This is a genomic window from Actinokineospora auranticolor, from assembly GCF_002934265.1.
In the GTDB taxonomy this organism is placed as follows: domain Bacteria; phylum Actinomycetota; class Actinomycetes; order Mycobacteriales; family Pseudonocardiaceae; genus Actinokineospora; species Actinokineospora auranticolor.
The window spans coordinates 487,511-511,709 of sequence record NZ_PTIX01000004.1 but is presented as its reverse complement, the minus strand read 5'-3'; the positions used below and the strand labels follow the sequence as shown (position 1 = coordinate 511,709).

General features: G+C 71.2%; 22 protein-coding genes and 1 tRNA gene. 16 read left to right on the top strand and 7 right to left on the bottom strand.

The features are described from left to right. The first annotated feature begins 62 nt into the window (after positions 1-62). The gene (gene cobT, locus CLV40_RS10875) at positions 63-1,163 is read left to right on the top strand and encodes a nicotinate-nucleotide--dimethylbenzimidazole phosphoribosyltransferase (protein ID WP_104478711.1); all 1,101 of its coding nucleotides are present in this window, start codon (positions 63-65) and stop codon (positions 1,161-1,163) included. On the opposite strand, the gene CLV40_RS10870 is transcribed toward cobT, so the two are convergent. Then, positions 1,160-2,239, bottom strand: a complete 1,080-nt coding sequence (locus CLV40_RS10870; RefSeq protein WP_104478710.1) for a hypothetical protein — start codon at positions 2,237-2,239, stop codon at positions 1,160-1,162. The genes cobT and CLV40_RS10870 overlap by 4 nt on opposite strands. Positions 2,240-2,299: 60 nt before the next feature. Further along, positions 2,300-2,896 carry a TetR/AcrR family transcriptional regulator gene (locus tag CLV40_RS10865; protein ID WP_104478782.1) on the bottom strand — a complete coding sequence of 199 codons (597 nt, stop codon included), beginning with the start codon at positions 2,894-2,896 and terminating at the stop codon, positions 2,300-2,302. A 44-nt stretch (positions 2,897-2,940) separates the two neighbouring features. Between CLV40_RS10865 and CLV40_RS10860 the strand changes: the two genes are divergently transcribed. The 8 genes from CLV40_RS10860 (at position 2,941) to CLV40_RS39380 (ending at position 11,952) form a co-directional block, all read left to right on the top strand. Then, positions 2,941-3,429, top strand: a complete 489-nt coding sequence (locus tag CLV40_RS10860) for a hypothetical protein (RefSeq protein WP_245931207.1) — start codon at positions 2,941-2,943, stop codon at positions 3,427-3,429. A 59-nt stretch (positions 3,430-3,488) separates the two neighbouring features. Continuing rightward, a complete protein-coding gene (locus CLV40_RS10855) occupies positions 3,489-4,418 on the top strand; it encodes an oxidoreductase (RefSeq protein WP_104478708.1) in 930 nt (309 codons plus the stop codon). Positions 4,419-4,436: 18 nt separating this feature from the next. Continuing rightward, positions 4,437-5,438: a lipoyl synthase gene (gene lipA / locus CLV40_RS10850; protein WP_104478707.1), complete on the top strand. Its 1,002-nt coding sequence runs from the start codon at positions 4,437-4,439 to the stop codon at positions 5,436-5,438. Between the two features lie 207 nt (positions 5,439-5,645). Beyond that, entirely contained in the window at positions 5,646-6,323 is a 678-nt protein-coding gene (locus CLV40_RS10845; RefSeq protein ID WP_104478781.1) for a DedA family protein, read from the top strand. 203 nt (positions 6,324-6,526) lie between these two features. Then, entirely contained in the window at positions 6,527-7,732 is a 1,206-nt protein-coding gene (locus CLV40_RS10840; RefSeq protein WP_219823944.1) for a hypothetical protein, read from the top strand. Further along, positions 7,711-9,276 (top strand): substrate-binding domain-containing protein, encoded by a 1,566-nt coding sequence (locus tag CLV40_RS10835; protein ID WP_245931206.1) that lies wholly within the window; start codon positions 7,711-7,713, stop codon positions 9,274-9,276. The genes CLV40_RS10840 and CLV40_RS10835 overlap by 22 nt, the downstream gene beginning before the upstream one ends. Next, the gene (locus CLV40_RS10830) at positions 9,263-10,030 is read left to right on the top strand and encodes a hypothetical protein (protein ID WP_104478706.1); all 768 of its coding nucleotides are present in this window, start codon (positions 9,263-9,265) and stop codon (positions 10,028-10,030) included. Before CLV40_RS10835 ends, CLV40_RS10830 begins: the two co-directional genes overlap by 14 nt. A 314-nt stretch (positions 10,031-10,344) precedes the next feature. Next, positions 10,345-11,952: a trypsin-like peptidase domain-containing protein gene (locus CLV40_RS39380; protein ID WP_245931205.1), complete on the top strand. Its 1,608-nt coding sequence runs from the start codon at positions 10,345-10,347 to the stop codon at positions 11,950-11,952. A gap of 54 nt (positions 11,953-12,006) precedes the next feature. On the opposite strand, the gene CLV40_RS10820 is transcribed toward CLV40_RS39380, so the two are convergent. The 4 genes from CLV40_RS10820 to CLV40_RS10805 form a co-directional block, all read right to left on the bottom strand. Next, positions 12,007-12,552 carry a hypothetical protein gene (locus CLV40_RS10820; protein WP_104478705.1) on the bottom strand — a complete coding sequence of 182 codons (546 nt, stop codon included), beginning with the start codon at positions 12,550-12,552 and terminating at the stop codon, positions 12,007-12,009. Between the two features lie 549 nt (positions 12,553-13,101). Continuing rightward, positions 13,102-13,173 (bottom strand) — tRNA-Val (locus CLV40_RS10815). 45 nt (positions 13,174-13,218) lie between these two features. Continuing rightward, complete coding sequence (locus CLV40_RS10810; RefSeq protein ID WP_104478704.1) at positions 13,219-13,677, bottom strand: peroxiredoxin; 459 nt, start codon at positions 13,675-13,677, stop codon at positions 13,219-13,221. 114 nt (positions 13,678-13,791) lie between these two features. Next, positions 13,792-14,223 carry a DUF3052 domain-containing protein gene (locus tag CLV40_RS10805; RefSeq protein WP_104478703.1) on the bottom strand — a complete coding sequence of 144 codons (432 nt, stop codon included), beginning with the start codon at positions 14,221-14,223 and terminating at the stop codon, positions 13,792-13,794. 305 nt (positions 14,224-14,528) lie between these two features. On the opposite strand from CLV40_RS10805, the gene aceE reads away from it, so the two are divergent. Beyond that, positions 14,529-17,294, top strand: a complete 2,766-nt coding sequence (gene aceE / locus CLV40_RS10800) for a pyruvate dehydrogenase (acetyl-transferring), homodimeric type (protein WP_104478702.1) — start codon at positions 14,529-14,531, stop codon at positions 17,292-17,294. A gap of 45 nt (positions 17,295-17,339) precedes the next feature. Here the strand turns inward: aceE and CLV40_RS10795 are convergent, their stop codons facing one another. Next, a complete protein-coding gene (locus CLV40_RS10795) occupies positions 17,340-17,963 on the bottom strand; it encodes a nicotinamide mononucleotide transporter family protein (RefSeq protein ID WP_104478701.1) in 624 nt (207 codons plus the stop codon). A gap of 1,074 nt (positions 17,964-19,037) precedes the next feature. On the opposite strand from CLV40_RS10795, the gene CLV40_RS10790 reads away from it, so the two are divergent. The 6 genes from CLV40_RS10790 to CLV40_RS10765 all read left to right on the top strand — a co-directional run bounded on the left by CLV40_RS10790 (position 19,038) and on the right by CLV40_RS10765 (position 24,117). After that, complete coding sequence (locus CLV40_RS10790; RefSeq protein ID WP_219823943.1) at positions 19,038-19,448, top strand: RNA polymerase sigma factor; 411 nt, start codon at positions 19,038-19,040, stop codon at positions 19,446-19,448. Then, positions 19,441-20,454 carry a hypothetical protein gene (locus tag CLV40_RS10785; RefSeq protein WP_104478700.1) on the top strand — a complete coding sequence of 338 codons (1,014 nt, stop codon included), beginning with the start codon at positions 19,441-19,443 and terminating at the stop codon, positions 20,452-20,454. The genes CLV40_RS10790 and CLV40_RS10785 overlap by 8 nt, the downstream gene beginning before the upstream one ends. A 55-nt stretch (positions 20,455-20,509) precedes the next feature. Beyond that, positions 20,510-21,697, top strand: coding sequence for a PucR family transcriptional regulator (locus CLV40_RS10780; RefSeq protein ID WP_104478699.1), 1,188 nt, complete (start codon positions 20,510-20,512; stop codon positions 21,695-21,697). A gap of 179 nt (positions 21,698-21,876) precedes the next feature. Then, positions 21,877-22,797 carry an ACP S-malonyltransferase gene (locus CLV40_RS10775; protein ID WP_104478698.1) on the top strand — a complete coding sequence of 307 codons (921 nt, stop codon included), beginning with the start codon at positions 21,877-21,879 and terminating at the stop codon, positions 22,795-22,797. Then, the gene (locus CLV40_RS10770; RefSeq protein WP_104478697.1) at positions 22,794-23,768 is read left to right on the top strand and encodes a beta-ketoacyl-ACP synthase III; all 975 of its coding nucleotides are present in this window, start codon (positions 22,794-22,796) and stop codon (positions 23,766-23,768) included. The genes CLV40_RS10775 and CLV40_RS10770 overlap by 4 nt, the downstream gene beginning before the upstream one ends. A 97-nt stretch (positions 23,769-23,865) precedes the next feature. Then, complete coding sequence (locus CLV40_RS10765) at positions 23,866-24,117, top strand: acyl carrier protein (RefSeq protein WP_104478696.1); 252 nt, start codon at positions 23,866-23,868, stop codon at positions 24,115-24,117. The last annotated feature ends 82 nt before the right edge of the window (positions 24,118-24,199 follow it).

Below are 24,199 nucleotides of genomic sequence, written 5' to 3'. Positions count from 1 at the left end.
GATTCCGGCGAACCGCTCTGGCAGGCTCTCCCACGACGGCACGTGAAGCGGAGGTAGCGCCGGTGAGCACCGAGTTCCCCCACATCCCCACCCCGGACGCGGCGACCCACCGCGCGGCCGAGGCCCGGCACCTGGAGCTGACCAAGCCCCCGGGGTCGCTGGGTCGCCTGGAGGAGTTGGGTGTGTGGGTGTCGGCGTGCCAGGGGCAGTGCCCGCCCCGGCCGTTCGCCCGGCCGCGGGTCGTGCTGTTCGCGGGCGACCACGGCATCACCGCGCAGGGCGTGTCGGCGTTCCCCGCCGAGGTCACCGGCCAGATGGTGGCGAACTTCCTGGCGGGCGGCGCGGCGGTCAACGTGATGGCGTCCGTGGCGGGCGCGACCGTGCGGGTGGTCGACCTCGGGGTCGACACCGACGCGGAGCTGCCCGAACACGTCACCGCGCACAAGATCAGGCGCTCGTCCGGCTCCATCGACCGCGAGGACGCGTTGACCGACGCCGAAGTCGACGCCGCCATCGCGGCGGGCCGCGCGCTCGCCGACGAGGAGGTCGACGGCGGTGCCGACCTGCTGATCGCGGGCGAGATGGGCATCGGCAACACCACTCCCGCCGCGGTGCTGATCGCCGCGCTGTCGGGGTCCGAGCCGGTGGCCGTCGTCGGCCGCGGCACGGGCATCGACGACCAGACCTGGATGCGCAAGGCCACCGCCGTGCGCGACGCGCTCCGCCGCGCCCGCCGCGTCAGCGCGCACCCGGTCGCGCTGCTGCGCACCGCCGGTAGCGCCGACATCGCCGCCATGGCCGCCTTCCTGGCCCAGGCCGCGGTCCGCAAGACCCCGGTGCTGCTCGACGGCGTGGTCGTCGGCGCGGCGGCGCTGGTCGCCGAGGAACTGGCCCCGGGCGCGTCGGAGTGGTGGCGGGCCGCGCACAAGTCCGTGGAGCCCGCGCACGCGCTGGTCCTGGAGCAGCTCAACCTGACCCCGATCCTCGACCTGGACCTGCGTCTCGGCGAGGGCACCGGCGCGCTCGCGGCCCTCCCCCTGCTCTCCATGGCCACCCGCGTGCTCGGCGAGATGTCCACCTTCGCCGACGCGGGCGTCAGCGAGGGCGAGGTCCGACTCCCTGCCACCGTCGACGTCAACGGCCGCAACGGCGGCTGGCGCTAGCGGATCTCCCCGGCGGCGAGCACCGGGCAGCCGGGGAAGCCCACGGCGAGCGGGGTCCCGGGGACGACCGAGGACCCCGCCACCCACACCGCGCCGGTCGCGGCCGCGGTGCTCAGGAAGTCCACCGGGGCCGCCGGGAAGTACAGGTGTCGTTCCTCGTCCTCACCGGGCAGGGTGACCGCGGCGGTGGCTTCCGCGGTGCCGTCCAGCCGGAGGGTCCAGGGGTGGACCCGGACGGTCAGCCGGGTCCAGGCACGGGTGTGCTGGACGAGCGCTGGGAGCCGCAGGTCGGGCTTGCGGTGGCGGAGTGCCTTCTGGGTCAGCAGGAGCTGGTAGCCGACGAGGACCACCACGACGACCCAGACCGTGGAGGTGGTCAGCCAACCGATGCCGAAGGTGGACATCGTGACCAGGGTGAACACCGGGCTGAGGTAGGGGCGCAGCGCGCGCCAACGGCGCCAGGCCGCGGTGCGGCGGGTGATCTCCACCGGGTCCACCCGCTCGCTGAAGGTGCCCGGCGAAAGCGCTTTCCCCGGGCGGCGGGCGGTCCAGAACAGCGGCGACCCGGGCACCCGGATCGCGTACCAGGACTCGTGCGGTCCCACGACCCACGCCGTGGCGAGGCCGCTGATCATGCCCCGGTGCGCGGCGGGCAACCCCCACACCCGCAGCGGGACGAACCCCTCCGGCTCCTCGATCTCCACCACCGTCGACAGCCACGACACGCGCGCGACGCGAACGACGCGGGCGGTCACCTGGCGCCACGGGAGGGTCGTCACCAGGTGCTCCACGGCCGGGAAGCTCCTGGCGAGCGGGCGGAGGAAGAACCAGGCCATCCAGATCGTGAACAGCAGCAGCGCCAGGTGCGCGAAGAACAGGCCGACGTGGTCGCCCACCAGGTCGAAGACCGCCAGGGCCGCGGTGATCGCGACCAGGCTCAACACCACCGGACGGCGCTTGCCCCCCGCCTCGTCGGTCGCCCGCCGCACGCCGAGCACGGCCGCCGTGGCCGCGTCCTCCGCCGCGATCCGCCCCGGCCCCGGGTCGGGTACCGCCCGCTCCCACGTCACCGCCATGACAACCTCCCCAGTCGGCAAGGGCGTCATGGTCGCAAATGGACTCCGCGCCCCCGGCGGCTACCCGGGCAGCTTGCGCATCCCCTCCAGCACGCGGGTGATCGTCTTCGACACGTCCGCCCCCGCCAGCTCCGGTTCGGCGGCCCCGGCGATGATCGCCGCCCCGGTCCGCAGCGCGCCGAACAGGATCCGGGCCGTCACCTCGACCGGCAGCTCGTCGATCTCCCCCGCGTCGACCAGCGCCGCCACGGCCGCCCGGACCAGCCCGTAGCTGTACTTCTCCGCCGCCTCCTGCCACCGCTCCCAGCCCATCACCACCGGGCCCTCGTGGATCGCGATGCGCTGGTACGACGGTTCCAGGCACACCTCGACGTACGCCCGCAATCCGCTCACCGCCCGGTCCCACGCCGTCCCCGGGCCGTGCACCACGACCTCGCCCAGCCGGTTCACGACCGCGCTCTCCACGGCGTCGAAGGCGGCCTCGAACAGCGCCTGCTTGCCGCTGAAGTGGTGGTACAGCGCCCCTTTGGTGACCTTCGCGCCCGCGACGACCGCCTCCAGCGAGGTCGCCGCGTACCCCTGGCGGGTGAACAGGGTGATGGCGGAGTCGACCAGGTCCCGCCTGGTGCTGGACTCGTCGGCGCGGACTGTCGGCACGCTCACAACGATAGGACATACCAACGGTACGTACCGTTGGTATGTTGACGGCGACCAGCACGTCCGGAGGGGAGCCGACCATGGGCTGGGCCGAGTTCTACCGCCGCCGGGACGCGCTCGACGCCGTCCTCGCGCACCTGCGGCACGACCCGGGCGGCCCGATCCCGCCCGCCGACACCTTCGCCGACGCGGACGAGGTCCTGCTCGCCCTGCACCACCGCTGGACCCTCAAGCTCACCGGTCCGCTGGGCCTGGCCCGCGCCGAGGCCGACCGGGACCCCGGCACCGACCTCGTCGACGCCGTCACCCGCGCCTGGTGGACGACCGCGAGCGCCTTCCCCGTCCTGCGCGCCGTACTCGACGCCCACCGCGACGACCCGGCCCTGCGCCCCGGCGTCGAGGCCGAGCAGCGGATGCTGGCGCTGGTCGCGAACCTCGCCGACCCGACCGGGCCCCGGGCCGAGGTCACCCGGGTCGGCGCCGCCTTCGCCGCCCTGATCGGGTCCACCGCGCCGCGACTCGCCATCGCCTGAGCGCGACCTCAGCAGCCGCTGCCTACCCTCGGGTAACGCGAGTTTCCGAGGAGGACGACATGGGCTGGTCCGAAGCCGACATCCCCGACCTGAGCGGCAAGACCGCGCTGGTCACCGGGGCCAATTCCGGTCTCGGGCTGCGCACCGCGCAGGCGCTGAGCCGCCGCGGCGCGCACGTGGTCATGGCGTGCCGCAGCGCCGAGCGCGGCCGCCGCGCGCTGGCGACCATCGACGGTCCCGCCGAACTGCTCGAACTCGACCTGGCCGACCTGACCTCGGTGCGCAAGGCCGCCGCCGAGGTCCGCGAGCGCACCGGCGACCGGCTCGACATCCTGATCAACAACGCGGGCGTCATGGCCGTCCCGCCCGGCCGCACGGTCGACGGCTTCGAGCTCCAGTTCGGCACCAACCACCTGGGCCACGCCGCGCTGACCTGGTTGCTCGTGCCCGCGCTGCGCGAGGTCGCGGGCGCGCGCGTGGTCACCGTCTCCAGCCTCGCCCACCGCGGCGGCGGCCTGGACCTCGACGACCTCAACTTCGAGCGCCGCCCCTACCGCTCGATCACCGCCTACAGCCAGTCCAAGCTGGCCAACCTGCTGTTCGCGTTCGAGCTGCACCGCCGCGTGGAGGCCGCCGGGCTCGACCTGGTGAGCGTCGCCGCGCACCCGGGCCTGAGCGCGACGGAGCTGGCCGCGAACACCACGCGCAACCGGGTGCGCGGGCCGCTGAGCCGGGCGCTGACCTCGGTGGTCTCGGTCGGCAACCGCCTGGTCATGCAGTCGGCGGCACGCGGCGCGCTGCCCCAGCTCTACACCGCGACCGCGCCGGACGTGCGCGGCGGCGAGTACTACGGGCCGTCCGGACCGGGCCAGGTATTCGGCGGTCCAACCCGGGTTTCACCGCGGCCTAATGCCCTCAACCCCGATCATGGCCGGACATTGTGGGTGCGGACGGCCGATTTGACCGGCGTTTCTCCGGATCCGGCGTAGAGGCGTAGCCTGGCGGACGTGACAGTCGCGCCTGAGGGTCGGAAGATGCTGCGCCTGGAAGTGCGCAACGCGCAGACCCCGATCGAGAAGAAGCCGTCCTGGATCAAGACCCGGGCGAAGATGGGCCCCGAGTACCGCGAACTCAAGGGCCTGGTCAAGCGCGAGGGCCTGCACACGGTGTGCGAAGAGGCCGGCTGTCCCAACATCTACGAGTGCTGGGAGGACCGCGAGGCCACCTTCCTCATCGGCGGCGAGCAGTGCACGCGGCGCTGCGACTTCTGCCAGATCGACACCGGCAAGCCCGCCGACCTCGACCGCGACGAGCCCCGGCGGGTCGCCGAGTCGGTGCAGGCCATGGGCCTGCGCTACTCGACGATCACCGGCGTGGCCCGCGACGACCTGGCCGACGGCGGCGCCTGGCTCTACGCCGAGACCGTCCGGCAGATCCACGCGCTCAACCCGGGCACCGGCGTCGAGCTGCTGATCCCGGACTTCAACGCCGAGCCGGACCAGCTCGCCGAGGTGTTCGGCTCCCGCCCGGAGGTGCTCGCGCACAACCTGGAGACCGTGCCCCGGATCTTCAAGCGGATCCGGCCCGCGTTCCGGTACGAGCGGTCCCTGTCGGTGATCACCGAGGCGCGCGCGGCGGGCCTGGTCACCAAGTCGAACCTGATCCTGGGCATGGGCGAGACCGCCGACGAGGTCACCGAGGCGCTGGCGGACCTGCACGACGCGGGCTGCGACATCATCACCATCACCCAGTACCTGCGGCCCAGCGTCCGCCACCACCCGGTGGACCGGTGGGTCAAGCCGGAGGAGTTCCTGGCGCACAAGGAGACGGCCGAGGGCCTGGGCTTCGCGGGCGTCATGGCGGGTCCGCTGGTGCGGTCGTCCTACCGGGCCGGTCGGCTGTTCACCCAGGCCGTGGAGCACCGGGGCCAGCAGATCCCGGAGAACCTGCGTCACCTGGCCGAGGCGGGCGAGTCCAGCCAAGAGATCACCGCGCTCCTGAAGAGGTAACTTTCGTCTCCCCCGTGTCAATCTTCAGGGTGACCCCCAGATGGTCACCCCGACCGATTCAGGGGTCATCCCCGTTATGCCAGGCTCGTCGTGGACGAAACACTGTCCAAGTGGGTCGTCGAGGTCGCAACCAGGGGGCACCTCGGCGCGTCCCACGACGCGGCGTCGGAAAGTCTGGCGCCGGAGCGTGTTGAGGGGAACCGAGCCGTGGCATTCCTGACCGACGTCCTCGATTGGCTGCAAGCACTCCCGCAGCCCGCACTGGTCGCCGCGACCGGCGGCCTCGTGCTCGCCGAGTGCACGATCGGTCTCGGCTTCATCGCCCCCGGTGAGGGTGGCCTGCTCATCGCGGCCACCACCGTCAACAGCGTGCCCCGGTTCCTCATCCTGTGGGCCGTGGTCACCGTCTGCGCGGGCATCGGCGACTCCATCGGCTACCTCATCGGCCGCAAGTACGGGGTCAAGCTGCGCGAGACGAAGCTGATCCAGAAGTACGGCGTGGAGGGCTGGGACAAGGCCACCGACATCCTGCGCAGGCGCGGGGCGTGGGCGGTGTTCTTCGCCCGGTTCATGCCCGTGGTGCGCACGCTGACACCGGCCGCGGCGGGCACGGCGGGCATGCAGTACCGCAAGTTCCTGCCCGCGGTCGTGGCGGGCGCGGCCTGCTGGTCGGCGCTGCACATCAGCATCGGCGCCGCGCTCGGCGAGGCGGCCCACCAGCTGGAGAAGTACCTCAGCGGCGGCGCGGTGGTCCTGCTGGTCGTGGTCGTGGTGGTCATCGTGGTCGTGCACCTGGTCAAGAAGCGCAAGAAGGCCAAGGCGGCGGCGAACGCCCCCGTGGTCACCTCCGACGACGACCCCGACCTGGAGCGCGTCACCGGCTGACCCGAAAGACCTGCACGAACACAGCGGACCGTCCACGGCGGTCCGCTGTTCGGTTTCCGCCCCCGGACGCGGACCGGAACCCCGTGCGCCATTCGGCCCACGACGGTCGGACGCGTTCGGCGCGGACTTTCCGAAACCGCGTAATCACCGACCGCGATCCCGCGACCCTTCCGATGAGGAGTTCCGTTCGAGCGGAGGGGTCCGTGACCGTCACCCCCGGGGTTGCCACCGAGCCGGATTTCACCATCGTGACCCCGCCCAGGTCGGCCTTCCGGCGCAAGCGGTTCCTCGGCCCCTTCGTGCCCGCCGCCATCATCGGGCTGGTCGGCCTCATCGTGCTGTGGGCGGGTGGCATGGTCACCCTGCCGTTTCGCGAGGTCGTAGTGGTGACCGGGCGGACGGCGTCCAAGGGCGAGTTCTTCGCCGACGCCGAGGTGAAGCGCATCCTGATGAGCGAGGGCATCCAGGTCGACTTCGACCGCGCGGGGTCCCGGGAGATCGTCACGGGTGCGATCGACGACCTCGACTTCGTCTTCCCGTCCGGCCAGCCCGCCGCCCTGCAGCTGCGGCAGCGCTGGGACGCCACGCACGCCCCCGCCAAGGTGTTCAAGCCGTTCTTCAGCCCGATCGTGCTGGCCACCTACCGCGACTACGCCGAGGCACTGGTCGGCGCGGGCGTCGGCGCGCCGCAGCCGTCGACCGGTGAACCGCTCTACTTCAACCTGCCGATGAAGCCCTTCATCGACAAGATCCGCACGGACACCTGGGAGAAGCTGGACCCCGACCTGCGCAACGGCAACCGGGTGCTCGCGCAGACCTCGGACATCTGCTCGTCGAACTCCGCCGCCACCTACCTCGGCCTGGTCGCGTTCGTGGAGAACGGCAACACGATCCCGCAGACCGAGGCCGAGGCCGTCGACCTGGCCAACCGGATCAAACCGCTGCTGACCGCGCAGGGCCTGCCCGGCGACGACATGTCCCGCAGCTACCTGGCCCCCGACGGCCAAGGCCTGGCGCCGATCGCGGTGATCTACGAGCACCAGTACCTGGCCCACCAGGTGCGGGTGCGCGCGCAGACCGGCTCCCTCGACACCCGGCGGGTGCTGCTCTACCCGGCCGCGCAGGTCCAGGCAGTCCCGGAGTTCATCGCGCTCACCCCGGCGGGCGAACGGGTCGGCCGGTTGATCACCGAAGACCCCCGGCTGCGCCGACGCGCGCTGGAGCTGGGCTTCCGGGTCTTCGAGTCCGACGACACGCTGACCACCGGCCAGTTCACCACGTTCCTGAACCAGCAGGGCGTGCCCGTGCCCAGCTCCGGCGTCGGCGATACCGAGACGTTCCTGCCCGCGCTGCCGCTGCTGGAGAAGATGATCACGACGGTGGGCGAGTGCCCGCCGCCACGGCGATGAGCCACAACCGAGTGCCCGCCGCGTCGACGAGGGCGCCGGCGGCGGTGCTCGCGCTGGCCTGCCTGCTGACGGCGTGCACCACCGAGACCCCCGCGCCGGTGACGCTGACCGTGCTGGCTCCGCCGGAACTGTCCGATGTGCAGCCGCTGCTGGCGGACCTGCGCCGCGAGACGGGCGTGGAGCTGCGGATGGAGTACGTCGAGGACGCCGACCGGGCGCTGGTCCCCGGGCAGTACCGGCACGACCTGGCGTGGTTGAGCACCGACCGGTACCTGGAGCTGCGGGCCAAGCGCGACGGCTACCCCGGTGGCCTGCCGACCGGGACGCCCGTCATGGAGTCGCCGCTGGTCCTCGGGGTGCGCGGGCGGGCGATGCCCGCGCTGACAGCCGCGTCCGGGGGCCGGGGGCCGACCTGGGCGGACGTCGCCGACCGGGCGGCGGCCGGGGTGTTCCGGTTCGCCATGGCCGACCCGGACCGGTCCGGGTCGGGGCTCGCCGCGCTGGTCGGCGTCGCCACCGCGGCCACCCGCACGGGCGGCGCGCTGGAGGCCGCGCAGGTCAGCTGCGCGCCGCTGGGCGGGTTCCTCACCGGCAAGACCCGCGGCGGGCAGTCCGAACGGGACGCGGTGGCCGCGTTCACCGACCACGACGACGTCGACGCGGTGATCGCGCACGAGTCGACCCTGCTGACCCGGGCCGCCGCTGCGGGACCGCAGATCGTCCGCCCCCGGGACGGCATGGTGCTGTCGCGCTTCCCGCTGCTGCTGCTCGACCCCGCCAAGCGCGAGCCGTACCAGCGCGCGGTGGACTGGTTGCTGGCGCCGACCGCGCAGAACTGGATCATGGAGCACACCGCGCGGCGCTCGGTCGACCCCGCGCTGCCGCGCCCGGAACCGCTGCGCCCGCCGATCGGCAACGCGCTGTACTTCCCAGCGCGCCAAGAGGTGCTCGACGCGCTGCTGTCCACCTACCGCGACCTCACCACCGGCCGCGCGCAGCGGGTCGTCTACGTGCTCGACTACTCGAACTCCATGGCCGGGCCCCGGGTCGAGCGGCTGCGCGAGGTGTTCGCGGCGCTGAGCGGGACGGGCAGCGGCGGGTTCGACCGGTTCCACCTGGGCGAGACGATCACCGTCGTCCGGTTCGCGGGCGGGGTGTTGGCCGAGCGGTCGGTGACCGTGCGCGGCGCGTCCGACCTCACGGCGCTGGCGGGCGTGGTGGCCGCGCCCGCCGACGGGAGGGGCACGGCGATCTGGTCGGCGCTGGAGCACGCATTCCGGGGCACGCGGTGGGAGGACGCCACCGGGTCGGTCGTGGTGATCACCGACGGGGAGAACAACGCGGGCGCGTCCGCCGACGACTTCCTGCGCGCCCGGGCGGCGATGCCGGAGGCCGCGCGGAAGGTGCCGGTGTTCGCGGTCCGGCTCGGCGACGCGGACCCGGTGGAGCTGGACCGGGTGGCCCGTGAGACCGGGGGCAGGCTGTTGGACCCGGCGACGTCGTCGCTGCTCGACGCGGTAAGGGGGGTTCGTGGCTGTCGATAGGGCGCTGTGGTGGTCGGTGTGGTGGCCGTGGGCGATGGTGTGGATTCTTACGGCGCTGGGTGTCGTAGTGGCGCTGGGCGCGCTCTTCTTCGCGTGGCGCGCGCACCGGGCGCGGCCCAAGGTGACCCGTGAGGTGCCGGGGCTGACGTTCTACCTGCACGAGAAATCCGTCATGGACCTGTACCAGTCCGGCGGCTACGGCGACGCCATGCGGCGCGAGGTCGAGGAGCGGGTGGACAGCACCAGCGACCAGAAGCTGGCGCTGAAGGTGCACGCCGTCGGCCTCGACGGCGGGCGCAGCAGCGGGCGCGAGGTGGTCAGCCGGTACATCACCAACGCCGAGCCGATCGCGGTCATCGGCGTGCTGCTCGACGTGCTGGAGAACGCCGACGGCGTGGTGCACGTTGACCTGCGCGACCGGACCATCACGCACAACAACGCGGTGTCGGTGGCGCTGCTCAAGACCGGCGGCACCGACCGGCTGCGGCTGCGGTCGATCGACAGCTACGTCTCGGTGCGCGGCGCGTTCCGGGTGGCCGACCACGCGGGCACCCGCACGGTGTTCCTCGCCCCCTTCGGCGACCCGGACGACCCGGAGGAGGGCCCGCAGGTCCGGCTGGAGTGCCACAAGGACGGGCTGCGCGACGACGAGATCCCCGACGGGCCCTTCCACGCGCGGTGCCTTGGCAAGGTGCAGGCGTGGAAGTCCGCGACCGGCGAGCTGGTGGTGCGGCCGATCGCGATCTTCCAGTAAGCGGTTTCGTTATGGGGATTTGAGATGCCCCCGGTCGTGTCGCCATTGGGGCAATCTCAGGGGTGGATATCACCCTGCACCCAGGAGCGACAATGCTTCGACGTCTCGTTCTCGCCGTGGCCCTGGTGGCCGCGGCGGTCGCCGCAGCACCCCCGGTAAGTGCCTCTGAACAGGCAGAACCCACCTTCACGGCACCGGTCCTCAACTCCCGCGTGACCCGCACCGGAGCCATTGAGGCCAAGTCTTCCGAAATTCGCTATGGGAATACTGGTAATTCGTGGAGCACCCGGATCTCCGCGCCCGGCGCCACCTATGTGAAGGTGCATTTCGCGCCGCTGAAACTGGTCGGCGACGACTACGTGACGGTGTCCTCGCCGGACGGGAAGGAGAAGCACACCTACTACGGCGACCTGTCCCGGGGCTCGTCGTACACGCTGCACGGTGACGCGGGCTTCGCCGCCATGTCGATCGACGGCGACACGGCCGTGGTCACGCTGCACGCGACCGGCGATCGCAGCGCGGCGTCGCTGAAGCGCCGCGGCTACGGGGTGCGCGTCACCCGGTACGACCGGGGCTACTCGCAGACCGAGTACGCGGCGGAGAACCCGACGACGCTGAGCGTCTGCGGCAACGACGCCCGCCGCGACGTGGCCTGCTACCAGACCAGCCACCCCACCGAGTACGCCCGTTCGAACGCGGTGGCCCGGCAGCTGGTCAACGGACTGGGCTCGTGCACGGCGTGGCGGGTCGGCAACACCAACCGGATGCTGACCAACGCGCACTGCATCGGCGACGCGGCCGAGCTGCGGTCGAGCGAGTTCCAGTTCGACTACCAGTGCGCCACGTGCGGCGGCAACAACCCGCGTACCGGCACGAAGGTCAGCGGGCAGGAACTGATCAAGATCAGCTCCCTGCAGGACCTGGACTACACGCTGTTCAGCGTCAGCAACTTCGACAGCATCCGCCAGTACGGCACGCTCTACCTGGACGTCCGCGAACCCACCGCGGGTGAGCGGATCTACATCTCCGGCCACGGCGACATCAAGCCCAAGCGCCTGTCCCTGTACGAGGAGAGCGACGGCGGCGCCACCTGCAAGATCGACGTGGTGTCCTCCGGCGTGAACACCGGCTACCGCTGCGACTCCTCCGGCGGCAACTCCGGTTCACCCGTGCTGGCGGGCTCGTCGCACAAGGTCATCGCCCTGCACCACCTGGGCGGCTGCCCGAACTGGGGCACGCGCATCACCCTGGTCTACAACGAGATCCGCAACGACATCGACAACAACAGCGGCCCCACCCCCGGCGACCCGACGGACATCGCCCTCCAGCCCTCCTCGGGCACCGTCGTCCCGGGTGCCGCCACGACCGCCACGGTCCAAACCACCGGCCAACCGACCACCACGCTGACCTTCTCCGCCACCGGCGCCCCCACAGGCACAACGGTGGCCTTCAGCCCGTCGTCGGTCTCCGCGGGCCAGTCGTCCACCCTGTCCCTGGCCACGTCAGCAAGCACCCCACCGGGCACCTACTCGATCACCGTCACCGCCACTGGCGCCCCCACCACACTGTCACGCGCCTACACCCTGACGGTCACCGGCAACGACCCCACCGGCTGCCCCACCTTGAAGACGACGAAGACAGCCACCCTGACCGCGGGCGCGACCGGCTACCAACCTGACGGAAGCTTCTTCCAAACCACCGTCTCCGGCCCCCACCAGGCCTGCCTGAAGTTCCCCACAGGCACCAACTACGACCTAGCCCTCCAAAAGTGGAACGGCTCCACCTGGCCCACAGTCGCCCAGTCCACCACCACAAACCCCACCGAAACACTGACCTACAACGGCACCGCCGGCTACTACCGCTACCAAATCAAGTCCGTCACCGGCTCCGGCCAATACACCCTCACCTACAACGCCCCATAACCCCAACCCCGGCGCCGTCCCCTGAGGCGGCGCCGGGCCCACCAGCCCTCAGCCCTACCTCTGCGCCGCAGTGAGAAACGCGCGCTCAACAACCACCGGCAACGCCGCTTCGGGATCGACCGGCCTACTCCCCAGCACACCGGAGATCCGAAAAGCGGCAACCCCCCACTTCGCCGGATCATCACCTCTGGAGTTGTCGATCCACAGGCAGTACACCTTGCCGGGACGCACCACGAGCGACCCCTTGAAATACGATTCCGCCTGCCGCGGGCAACTCCGCGGGTCCAATCCAGCCGAGCCATTCATCTCGATGACCCCGGAATGGTCAGGCAGGAGAACCGACCACGCGACATTCTCCCCCACAGGACACCCCAGCCGACCATCCCCAGGGTCGACGCACTGCACGGTCGCGTCCTTGCGGTCATCCAGCGGACCGACCACGGCGAACGACGCTTCAAAATCAAAGGAAGCCTGCGGCGTCGACCACAGGCGCAGAAATGTCACCAACCTACCGACATCAGGCACAACGGAAGCGGAAGTCCGACCCGCCGAAGAGGTCGGCACACTAGCGGCGAACATCATCGTCACCAGCACGGACATTCCCACCGCCACCCCGGCCCTACCCCCCAGTCGAGCGGGCGGCGGATTGACAACAAGATCCCCCCGAACAACATTCGCCTGCACGGCAGGCCCATTCAGCTCCCGACCGATCAGACTGCTGACCACACCCTGGCGACCCGACGAACCCGCACCACCGCTCACCATCGCCTCCACAAAGTCAGGCGCATGCTCGCAGTAAAAACTTCCCCCGACAACCAGCAAAGAACCACGCCCAGGCAAGCCCACCGTCACCCGAACACCCTCACCAGCCAAAACAAATACACATTCCGCACCTACGCGGATTCACACCCAGCCCATCAATATGCACATGCGAACACCCCGCACCAACAACCCCACCCAGACCACCACAAGCGCTACACAACCCCCGCGCCCACGCACCCACGAACTCCGCGCTCACGGATTCCGCGCCTACACGCCCACGCTGGTTCGGGAACACACCGCACCGTGGGGGTCTGGGGGCTCGGCCCCCAGATTCAATGACGACCGACCCGGTTCGCGCTCTCCGCGAACACACCTCTCCTGAGGTCGTGGGCGCAGCAGGATTCGAACCTGCGACCGCTCGGGTGTAAGCCGAGTGCTCTCCCGCTGAGCTATGCGCCCGGGTCCGCCGCGCGAGCGGGTCGCGCGGCGGGGGAAGACTTGACGCTACAGGGCGGCGACGGCCTTCTTCCAGGCGTCCTGGTCGCGGGCTTCGCCGGGGGCGTTGATCTCCGCGAAGCGGACGGTGCCCTCGGTGTCGATCAGGAACGTGCCGCGGTTGGCCAGGCCCGCCGCCTCGTTGAAGACGCCGTAGGTCTTGGCGACCTCGCCGTGCGGCCAGAAGTCGGAGAGCAGGGGGAACTGGTAGCCCTGCTGCTCGGCCCACGCCTTGAGGCTGAACGGCGTGTCCACGGACACACCGACGACCTGGACGTTGCTGTCGCTGTAGTTCGCCAGCTCGTCGCGGACCTGGCAGAGCTCGCCCTGGCAGATGCCGCTGAACGCGAACGGGTAGAACACCAGCAGGACGTTCTTCGAGCCCTGGTAGTCCGACAGCTTGACCGGCTGCTTGTTGTAGTCGTTGAGCGTGAAGTCCGGGGCCTTCGAACCGACCTCGACCGCCATACCCGGCAACCTCCTGGCTGGGGGCGCGTGTCGCGCCCGGAACTGTGCTCGGCCAGCCTAGGCCACCCGGGCGGGTGACCGCCCGGGTGACCGCCGCTTGGGACCAGCGCCGCGCTAGCGCTTGGTCTTCACCGACTTGGGCGATACCAGCCTGGTGCCGGACCAGTCCGGTCCGACGCTGATGTTGGACGTCTGGGCGAGCCCCGCGGTCGGCACGGCCTCGGCGATGTCGCTGGGCTCCACGTGCCCGGGGCGGCCCGTCTTCGGGGTCAGGACCCAGATCGTGCCGTCGTCGGCGAGGGGCCCGATGGCGTCCATCAGCGCGTCGACCAGGTCGCCGTCGTCCTCGCGCCACCACAGCAGCACGACGTCGACCACCTCGTCGGCGTCCTCGTCGAGCAGGTCGGAGCCGATCCGCTCCTCGACGGCGGCACGCAGGTCGTCATCGACGTCCTCGTCCCACCCGATCTCCTGGACAACGGCGCCAGTCTCGATCCCCAGCTTGTCGGCGACGTCGGCGTTCCCGGCGTCTCCCGCGGCCACCACGGTGTCACTCCTCCAGTTGTGCTCGACGCGGCGTTCCGACCCTCCTGGAGGGCCGTCGGCCGCGTTGTGCCTGTTCGGTTAGGCGATAGCGAACACTGACTGTGCCCGCCAGCGCAACCGTCTGCTGTTCGACACGCCGCCGGGACGTCCAGGCAGCGAGCGGTGCGAACAACCCCACACCGCCGTACCGGCCAGTAGGCACGGTGACGGCGCGGCGCGCGGGGTCGAACATGGCAGAGTGTCCCCTAGGCGCGTGATATCGCGCGCGCGGAAATCTTGTCCTCAACCCAGGCTGGAGCTCGAAGTTGGCCACGCAGAACAACCAGCCCACCCCCGAGCGCGTCCGCGTCATCCGCGACGGCATCGCCGCTCACCTGCCGGACATCGACCCGGAGGAGACCGCGGAGTGGCTGGAGTCCTTCGACGCCGCCCTGCGCGGCGGTGGGCAGCAGCGCGCGCGCTACCTGATGCTGCGCCTGCTGGAGCGGGCCCGCGAGAGCCACGTCGGGGTGCCCGCGCTCACCAGCACCGACTACGTCAACACCATCCCCACCGAGCAGGAGCCGTGGTTCCCCGGTGACGAGGAGGTGGAGCGCCGCTACCGCGCGTGGATCCGGTGGAACGCGGCGATGACGGTGCACCGCGCGCAGCGCCCCGGTGTGGGTGTCGGCGGCCACATCTCCACCTACGCCTCCTCCGCGACCTTGTACGAGGTGGGCTTCAACTGGTTCTTCCGCGGCAAGGACCACCCCGGCGGCGGCGACCAGATCTACGTCCAGGGCCACGCCTCCCCCGGCATCTACGCCCGCGCCTTCCTCGAGGGCAGGCTCTCGACCTCCCAGTTGGACGGTTTCCGCCAGGAGCTCTCGCACGCGGGCCCCGGCGGCGGCCTGCCGTCCTACCCGCACCCGCGGCTGATGCCGGACTTCTGGGAGTTCCCGACCGTCTCCATGGGTCTGGGCCCGATGAACGCCATCTACCAGGCCCGGTTCAACCGGTACCTGCGCGACCGGGGCATCAAGGACACCTCCGACCAGCGGGTATGGGCGTTCCTCGGCGACGGCGAGATGGACGAGGCGGAGTCGCGCGGCCTGATCCACGTGGCCGCCAACGAGCAGCTGGACAACCTGACCTTCGTCATCAACTGCAACCTGCAGCGGCTCGACGGCCCGGTGCGCGGCAACGGCAAGATCATCCAGGAGCTGGAGTCGTTCTTCCGCGGCGCGGGCTGGAACGTCATCAAGGTCGTCTGGGGCCGCGAGTGGGACGCGCTGCTGCACGGCGACCGCGACGGCGCGCTCATCAACCTGATGAACACCACCCCGGACGGCGACTACCAGACCTACAAGGCCAACGACGGCGCGTTCGTCCGCGAGCACTTCTTCGGCCGCGACCCGCGCACGAAGGAACTGGTCACGCCGATGTCCGACCAGGACATCTGGAACCTCAAGCGCGGCGGCCACGACTACCGCAAGGTGTACGCGGCGTACCAGGCGGCCACCGAGCACCACGGCCAGCCGACGGTCATCCTGGCCAAGACGATCAAGGGCTACAACCTCGGCCCGCACTTCGAGGCGCGCAACGCCACGCACCAGATGAAGAAGATGACCCTGGACGACCTCAAGGCGTTCCGGGACACGCTGCGCATCCCGATCGAGGACGCGGACCTCGAGAAGAACCCGTACCTGCCGCCGTACTACAACCCGGGACCGGACTCCCCCGAGATCCAGTACCTGACCGAGCGGCGCCGCCAGCTCGGCGGCTACTCCCCGGAGCGGCGGACCAAGTCCAAGGCGCTGGTGCTGCCCGGCGACAAGGTCTACGACGTGCTCAAGCGCGGGTCGGGCAAGCAGGAGGTCGCCACCACGATGGCGTTCGTCCGGCTGGTGCGCGACCTGGCCAAGGACCCGGAGATCGGGCCGCGGCTGGTGCCGATCATCCCGGACGAGGCGCGCACGTTCGGCATGGACTCGATGTTCCCGACGCAGAAGATCTACAACCCGCTGGGCCAGCTCTACACCTCGGTGGACGCGTCGCTGATGCTGTCCTACAAGGAGAGCGAGCAGGGCCAGATCCTGCACGAGGGCATCAACGAGGCCGGGTCGACGGCGTCGTTCACCGCGGCGGGCACCTCGTACGCCACGCACGGCGAGCCGATGGTGCCGATCTACATCTTCTACTCGATGTTCGGCTTCCAGCGCACCGGCGACGGCCTGTGGGCCGCGGCCGACCAGATGGCGCGCGGTTTCGTGCTCGGCGCCACGGCGGGCCGCACGACGCTGACCGGTGAGGGCCTGCAGCACAACGACGGGCACTCGCTGCTGCTGGCCGCGACCAACCCGGCCGTGGTGTCCTACGACGCCGCGTGGTCCTTCGAGCTCGCGCACATCGTGCGCGACGGCCTGCGCCGAATGTACGGCGAGCAGGCCGAGGACATCTTCTACTACCTCACGATCTACAACGAGCCGTACCAGCAGCCCGCCGAGCCCGCGAACCTCGACGTCGAGGGCCTGCTGCGCGGCCTGTACCGGTACCAGGAGGCGCCGTCGGCCGACGGTCCGCGGGCGCGGATCCTGGTCTCGGGCGTGACGATGCCCGCGGCGCTCAAGGCGCGGCGGCTGCTCGCCGAGGAGTGGGGCGTCGGCGCCGAGGTGTGGTCGGCCACGTCCTGGTCGGAGCTGCGCCGCGAGGCGGTGGAGATCGACCGGCACAACCTGCTGCACCCGCAGGCCGAGCCGCGCGTGCCGTACGTGACCTCGGTGCTGTCCGAGGGCGTCGGCCCGGTCGTGGCGGTGTCGGACTGGATGAGCGCGGTGCCGGACCTGATCCGCCCGTGGGTGCCGACCGACATGCTCACCCTGGGCACCGACGGCTTCGGCTTCTCCGACACCCGGCCCGCGGCCCGCAGGCACTTCCTGGTCGACGCCGAGTCGATCACGGTCGGCGTGCTGGCCGCCCTGGCCGGGCGCGGCGAGGTGCCGCGCTCGACGGTCGTCGAGGCGGCGGCGAAGTACCGCATCGACGACGTGTCGGCGGCGGGCCCGCAGACGTCGGACCCGGGCTCGGCCTGAGTTCCCGCGGAGGGCGGTGTCCGCACGGACCCCGCCCTCCGCGGTTCAGGCGGCCACCCGCTGGTGCTGCTGCGCGGCCGAGCGGTACCAGCTGACCCAGCCGTAGACCACCAGCGCGGCGAAGACGGTGTAGACGACCGCGCTGAACCACAGGCCGGAGCTGAGCTGCAACGGCACCCCGATGGCGTCGACCACCAGCCAGACCAGCCAGAACTCGACCAGCCCCCAGGCCTGCAGGCCGAAGGCCAGCACCGTCCCGATGAAGATCGCCGCGTCGGGCCACGGCGCCCACGACGCCTCCAGCGCGTCGAGCACCAGCGCGAAGACGGCCGTGCCGACCGCGAACGCCACCGCCACCGCGGTCAGTTGCCTACCCGTCGCCCGGCGGACCGCGACCCCGAAGACCGGGTCCCGGCGGCGGGTCCACGCCCACCAGCCGTACAGCGCGATGAGCCCCACGACCACCTGCCGGACGGCGAGACCGCCCAGGTGCGCGGAGACGTAGACGGTGAAGAGCAGGACCACCGAGACCAACTGGACGGGCCAGGTCCACAGCGTCCGCCGCTGCGCCAGGAAGACCACGGCCAACGCGAACACCTGCCCGAACAGCTCCGCATAGGAGATCCGCTCCCCGAACACCACGATCGAACTATCGAGCAGCACGCGCACGACGCCCTCCCTCGTCTCACCGGGGTGAACAAGAGCCGCGAGCTGTGTGTTCCCGCAGAAGGACACGCCGTGCCATGCCACGAAAGGGGGAACAATCCGCCCTCGCCTGGCAACCGCGCTCGCAACGTTCCATAGTGGAAACACCGGTGGGGACCGGGGAGATGGGCCGCCCGGCATCGAGCGCACCGACATGCCGGGCGGCCCGCCCGATCGAGGCAACCGTGTTCGCGGAACACGCTTACCTTGATCGGGCGTTTTTTGTTTCGGGGGGCGACCCCCCAGACCCCCACGGTGCGTACGGAACTGAACCAGCGAGTGGGGGCTGGCACAGGGGTGGCACCGGGGCGGGGTGGACGGAAACCCGGATTTCGCGGTTGGTGCATCTGGCTGGTGAAGCGTGTCCTGGTGACTGAACCAGCGAGTGAGGGCTGGCACAGGGGTGGCACCGGGGCGGGGTGGGCGGAAAACCTGGGTTGCGGGTTGGTGCATCTGGCTGGTGAAGCGTGTCCTGGTGACTGAACCAGCGAGTGGGGGCTGGCACAGGGGTGGCACCGGGGCGGGGTGGGCGGAAAACCTGGGTTGCGGGTTGGTGCATCTGGTTGGTGAAGCGTGTCTTGGTGACTGAACCAGCGAGTGGGGGCTGGCACAGGGTGGCACCGGGGCGGGGTGGGCGGAAAACCCGGATTTCGCGGTTGGTGCATCTGGCTGGTGAAGCGTGTCCTGGTGACTGAACCAGCGGGTTGGGGTTGGCACGGGGTGGGGCGCGGCGGAGTTCTTGGATTCCCTCGCCTTGGTGTCGTTGGCTGGTGACTTCTCCGTTGCTTGGTTGCGTTGGCCTGTCTGGCGGTGCTTTTTGTGATTCCGCACTCCGTGTTGGCGCGGTGGTGTGGTGAGGCGCGGTTCTCCTGGCGATGGGTGGGGCGGGTGGTCACGGGGTGGTTACGGGGCCAACCGGGGTGGGGTGGGGGTGGGTAGAGGGGGTGTGATGGGTGGTGGTGGGGTGCCGGGGCGGGTGGAGTTGTTCGCGGAGTGGGTGCGGCCGCATCTGGGGTGATGGCTGGGGTGGCCAGGCGGGTGGGGGCCTATTACGGGGTTCTTGAGCGGGATGACGTGGTGCAGGAGGCGTTGGCTCGGGCCTGGGTGAAGCGGGGGCAGTTCGATCCCCGTCGGGGGACGGCGCGGGCTTGGTTGGCGGCGATTGTCGTGGACCAGGTTCGGAAGGCGCGGCGGGTGAAGGTGCCGGAGCCCGGGGACGTGCCCGAAACACCTGTGGTTGTGGGTGGGGTCGAGGAGCAGCTTGACCTTTGGGAGGCGCTGGCCTGCCTGACTGAGCGGCAGCGGCTGGCGGTGGATTGCGTGTACTTCGTCGATCTCTCCGTGGCGGAGACGGCGCAGGTCATGGGGTGTGGGGTGGGGACGGTCAAGTCGACGTTGGCGGATGCCAGGGCGAAGTTGCGGGTGCGACTGGAGGTGTCTGATGGGTGATCCGGTGGACGAGATGCTGCGGGAAGCCGGACGGGAGTGGCGGGAAGCGCAACCGCCCCCGCCGGAGGTGGACCTCGAACGGTTCGGGGTCGAGCGGCGTTGGCGGGTCGGGGCGGTGGCGGCGGCGGTCGTCGTGATCAGCGTCGGGGCCGTTGTGCTGTGGCCGAGCGGGTCGCCGAGCGGCGGTTCGGCGAGCAACCCGGCGGCGGAAGAGCCGTTCGTGACGATTTCGCCTGCCGCGCCCGCGCCGCGCGCCGAGGTCGTGCGGGACGGGGACACGGTGGAGGCGACCGGGTACGCCCGCATCCTCCCCGGTGTCCCCGCGCGGTTCTGCGCCATCGCCCCGGTGCCCGGGGGGAGTGCGCCCGAAACCCAGCCGTGCCACTTCGGGGTACCCGTCACCGGGCTCGACCCCGCGACCGAGCACTGGGCCAACCTGACCCTGCGCGGTGTCTGGCGCGACGGCGGACTCACCGTCACCTCCCAGTCCGCGGCCAAGCTCAGCGAGCAAGACCCGTTCGGCCCTCTCGAAAGAGGTGTTCCCTGCCCCGCCCCGCCGGGCGATTGGCAGGCGGGGCCGATGGACGAGACCGCGGTGCGGGAGTACCTGTCCCAGCACCCCGAGCAGTTCCACCCCCTGCGCCTGGGCATGACGCCCGCCCAGACCGGAACGCCGAGGTTCCTCCAGGTGCTGGTCGTCGAGGTCGTCAACGGTGACCCGCGCGCCGCGCGGCGCGAGTTGCGGGCCCGCTACACGGGCAACCTCTGCACGGTCGTGGCGCCCGGCAGGTCGACCATCGCCGACCAGGAACGGGCGCGGCAGGTGTCGGACGACGTGCTGGCGCCGTTGATGGAGGACCCGGCCACCGGCGTGTACCTGCGCGAGGTCGAGGACGGCCGGGCCATCGCCGAAGCCGTCGCCCTCACCCCCGAACTGGCCGCCAAGCTCGCGGCGTCCGGGTCCGACCTGATCGACCTCCGCCCCTGGCTGACCCGCGTCCCCTGATCGGACGCGCCCGGGAGGTGCGCAAGTGTGCTTGCGCACCTCCTAGGGTGGTGGGATGAGCGCTGCGTCGGAGGGGTTGTCGGAGGCGACCGTCGCGGCCGTCGAACGGGCCTCCGGCAAGCTTGCGGCGGCGGCTGTCGCGGTGATGGACGAGCAGTTCGCCTGGTTCGGGCGGATGCCCGCGGACCAGCGGGCATCCGTCCTGCTCGTCGCGCAGAACGGCGTCGCGGGCTTCACCGCCTGGCTGCGCGACCCCCGCGAGGCCCTGCGGCTGACCACCGACACCTTCCGCGGCGCGCCGCGGGACCTGTCCCGGTGGATTAGCCTGCGGCAGACCGTCGAGATGGTGCGGGTCTCGCTGCAGATCTTCGAGCAGCTGGTGCCCGACCTGGCCGCCGACGACGCCGAGCGCGCCGTGCTCTCCGAGGCCGTCCTGCGCTACGGCCGCGAGGTGGCCTTCGCCTCCGCCATGTCCTACGCCTCCGCCGCCGAGGCCCGGGGCGCGTGGGACGCCCGGCTGGAGGCCCTGGTGGTCGACGGCATCGTCCGCGGCGACGCCGAGGAGTCCCTGCTGTCCCGGGCCGCGGCCCTGGGCTGGGACCCGGCCGCCGAGGCGACCGTGCTGGTCGGCAACCCGCCGTCGGACGACCCGCCGACGGTGCTCTACGAGGTGCGCAGCCGGGCCGCGCGGATGAGCAGGCCGGTGCTGCTCGGCGTGCAGGGCTCACGGTTGGTCGTGGTGCTGGCGGGCCCCACCGAGGACGCCGTCGACCACGAGGCCCTGGTGAAGATGTCCGCCGCGTTCGGTGTCGGCGCGGTGGTGGCGGGGCCGACCGTGGCGAGCATCGCCGAGGCCCACCGCAGCGCCGCGGACGCGCTGTCCGGGCTGCGCGCGGTGGTCGCCTGGCCGACCGCGCCGCGCCCGGTGCGCTCGGCCGACCTGCTGCCGGAACGGGCGCTGGCGGGCGACCCGGAGGCCGAGTGGCAGCTCATCGACCGGGTAGCGCGACCGCTGGAGGACGCGGGCGGCGCGCTCCAGGAGACGGTCGAGGCGTACCTGGCCACCGGCGGGGTGCTCGAGACGTGCGCGCGGCAGCTGTTCGTGCACCCGAACACCGTGCGGTACCGGCTGCGCAAGGCGGCCGAGCTGACCGGCCGCAACGCGGGCGACCCCCGCGACGCGCTGGTGCTGAGCGTGGCCCTCGCGGTGGGCAGGCTGTCGCGGGCGCGCGGCCTCTGGTGATCGCGTGCGGGCGGGCAACGGTAGGTAACTGTGTGGTGTCTGCCACGACAACTGACAACGAATACCCGTACGTCAGGGTAATTGCCCGGTGACTTTTGGAGGTTTCCTACAAACGAACCGCTACGACTTGGTGAGCGGCGGCATGCAGTCGAGGCGGGCTGTCGGTGTTGGGTTGACACGTGATCGCACTCCTCGCACCCGGGCAGGGTTCCCAGGCCCCCGGCATGCTCGCGCCCTGGCTCGAACTCCCCGGTACCGCCGAGCGGTTGGCGGGCTGGTCCGAGGTCGCCGGGCTCGACCTGGCCCGACTCGGCACCACCGCCGACGCGGACGAGATCAAGGACACCGCGATCACCCAGCCGCTGATCGTGGCGGCCACCCTGCTGGCCGCCGGTGAGCTGGCCGAGCGGGTCGAGGTCCCGGCGGACGCGCTGGTCGCGGGCCACTCCATCGGCGAGTTCGCGGCCGCGGTGATCGCGGGTGTGCTCGGCGCCGAGGACGCGGTCCGGCTGGCCGCGGTGCGCGGCCGGGAGATGGCGAAGGCCTGCGAGCTGGAGCCCACGGGCATGGCCGCGCTGGTGCGCGGCACCGAGGAGGACATCCTGGCCCGGCTCGCCGAGCTGGACCTGGTCCCGGCCAACCGCAACGGCGCGGGCCAGATCGTGGCCGCGGGCGCGAAGGCGGCGCTGGAGAAGTTGGCGGCCGAGCCGCCCGCGGGCAGCAAGGCGATCGCGCTCAAGGTGGCGGGCGCGTTCCACACCCACTACATGGCCCCGGCGCAGGAGGCGCTGCGCGCGCACGCGGCGGGCGTGACCACGGCCGACGCGACCAGGACGCTGCTGTCCAACGCCGACGGCGCGGTGGTCACCTCGGGCGCCGAGGTGCTCGAGCGGTTGGTGGCGCAGGTCACCAGTCCGGTGCGGTGGGACTCGTGCATGGCGACCATGGGGGAACGCGGGGTCTCGGCAGTCGTAGAGTTCCCGCCCGCGGGCGCACTGGTCGGTTTGGCCAAGCGCGAGTTGAAGGGCGTTCCCACCGTGGCCCTCAAGACGCCCGCGGACCTCGACACGGTGGTCGAGCTGATCGGGAGTGCCGAATGACCACGTTGCGACTTGCCCCGGGGGCCGCGGCCAGCCGGATCCTCGGCGTCGGCTCGTTCCAGCCCGAGCGCATCGTCACCAACCACGAGCTCTCCGAGCGGATGGACACCACCGACGAGTGGATCCGCGAGCGGGTGGGCATCGTCGAACGCCGGTTCGCGGCCAAGGACCAGAAGCTGGTCGACATGGCGGTCACCGCGGGCGCCAAGGCGCTGGCCGACGCCGGGCTGTCGCCGTCGGACGCGGACACGGTGATCCTGGCCAACTGCACCATGCCCACCCCCATCCCCAACGGCGCCGCCCAGGTGGCCGACCGGATCGGGGTCAAGGCGGCGGGCGCGTTCGACCTCAACGCCGCGTGCGCGGGCTTCTGCTACGCCCTGGGCACCGCGTCGGACCTGGTCCGCGCGGGCTCGGCGCGGCGGGTGCTGGTGATCGGCGCGGAGAAGCTGACCGACTGGGTGGACCACGAGGACCGGGCCAACGCGATCATCTTCGCCGACGGCGCGGGCGCCGCGGTGGTCGGCCCGGCCGACGAGCCGGGCATCGGCCCGGTGGTCTGGGGCAGCGCGGGCGACCTGACCGACATGATCCGGCTGCGCGACGACCGGTGGATCTTCCAGGAGGGCCAGTCGGTGTTCCGCTGGGCCACCACCCGGATCGCGCCGATCGCGCTGCGCGCGCTGGAGGCCGCAGGCGTGGCACCGGCCGATGTGGACGTGCTGATCCCGCACCAGGCGAACCTGCGCATCGTCGAGTCGATCGCCAAGAAGCTGCGCGCGCACGGCGCCCGGGAGGACATGGTCGTCGCCGACGACATCGTCTACTCGGGCAACACCTCCTCGGCGTCGATCCCCATGGCCATGGACCACATGCGGGCCGCGGGCCGGGTCAAGCCGGGTGACGTGGCGCTGCTGGTCGGCTTCGGCGCGGGCCTGTCCTACGCCGCGCAGGTCGTGATCTGCCCCTAGCGGGCGCTGAGAGCCACCCCCGGGGCGCCCCCGGGGGACTGCAAGGCCCCGCCGGGTGCGGTACCCGCGGGTGGAACGAGGAAGGACAGTGCAACCCATGTCGGAGAAGTTCAGCGACGAGCAGATCCTCGAGGGCCTCGGGGAGATCGTCGAAGAGGTCGCGGGTGTCTCGCCCGACGACGTCACCGCCGACAAGTCCTTCGTGGACGACCTGGACATCGACTCGCTGTCCATGGTGGAGATCGCCGTGCAGGCGGAGGACCGCTTCGGCGTCAAGATCCCGGACGACGAGCTGGCCAACCTGAAGACGGTCGGCGACGCGCTCAAGTACGTCTCCGCGCACTCCTGACGCTCCCCCGGCCGGACACTCCCCCGGCTCCCCCCGTGCCGATCCGGCACCTGGCCAAGCCATCCTTTCACCCGCTCGCGAA

Bases quoted from the DNA above. Each gene is read 5' to 3' on its own strand.
- CLV40_RS10810 (WP_104478704.1), bottom strand. From the start codon at position 13,677: ATGGCGGTCGAGGTCGGTTCGAAGGCCCCGGACTTCACGCTCAACGAC.
- CLV40_RS10870 (WP_104478710.1), bottom strand. From the start codon at position 2,239: ATGGCGGTGACGTGGGAGCGGGCGGTACCCGACCCGGGGCCGGGGCGG.
- CLV40_RS10855 (WP_104478708.1), top strand. From the start codon at position 3,489: ATGGGCTGGTCCGAAGCCGACATCCCCGACCTGAGCGGCAAGACCGCG.
- CLV40_RS10765 (WP_104478696.1), top strand. From the start codon at position 23,866: ATGTCGGAGAAGTTCAGCGACGAGCAGATCCTCGAGGGCCTCGGGGAG.
- CLV40_RS10780 (WP_104478699.1), top strand. From the start codon at position 20,510: ATGAGCGCTGCGTCGGAGGGGTTGTCGGAGGCGACCGTCGCGGCCGTC.
- CLV40_RS10770 (WP_104478697.1), top strand. From the start codon at position 22,794: ATGACCACGTTGCGACTTGCCCCGGGGGCCGCGGCCAGCCGGATCCTC.
- CLV40_RS10820 (WP_104478705.1), bottom strand. From the start codon at position 12,552: ATGTCCGTGCTGGTGACGATGATGTTCGCCGCTAGTGTGCCGACCTCT.
- CLV40_RS10785 (WP_104478700.1), top strand. From the start codon at position 19,441: ATGGGTGATCCGGTGGACGAGATGCTGCGGGAAGCCGGACGGGAGTGG.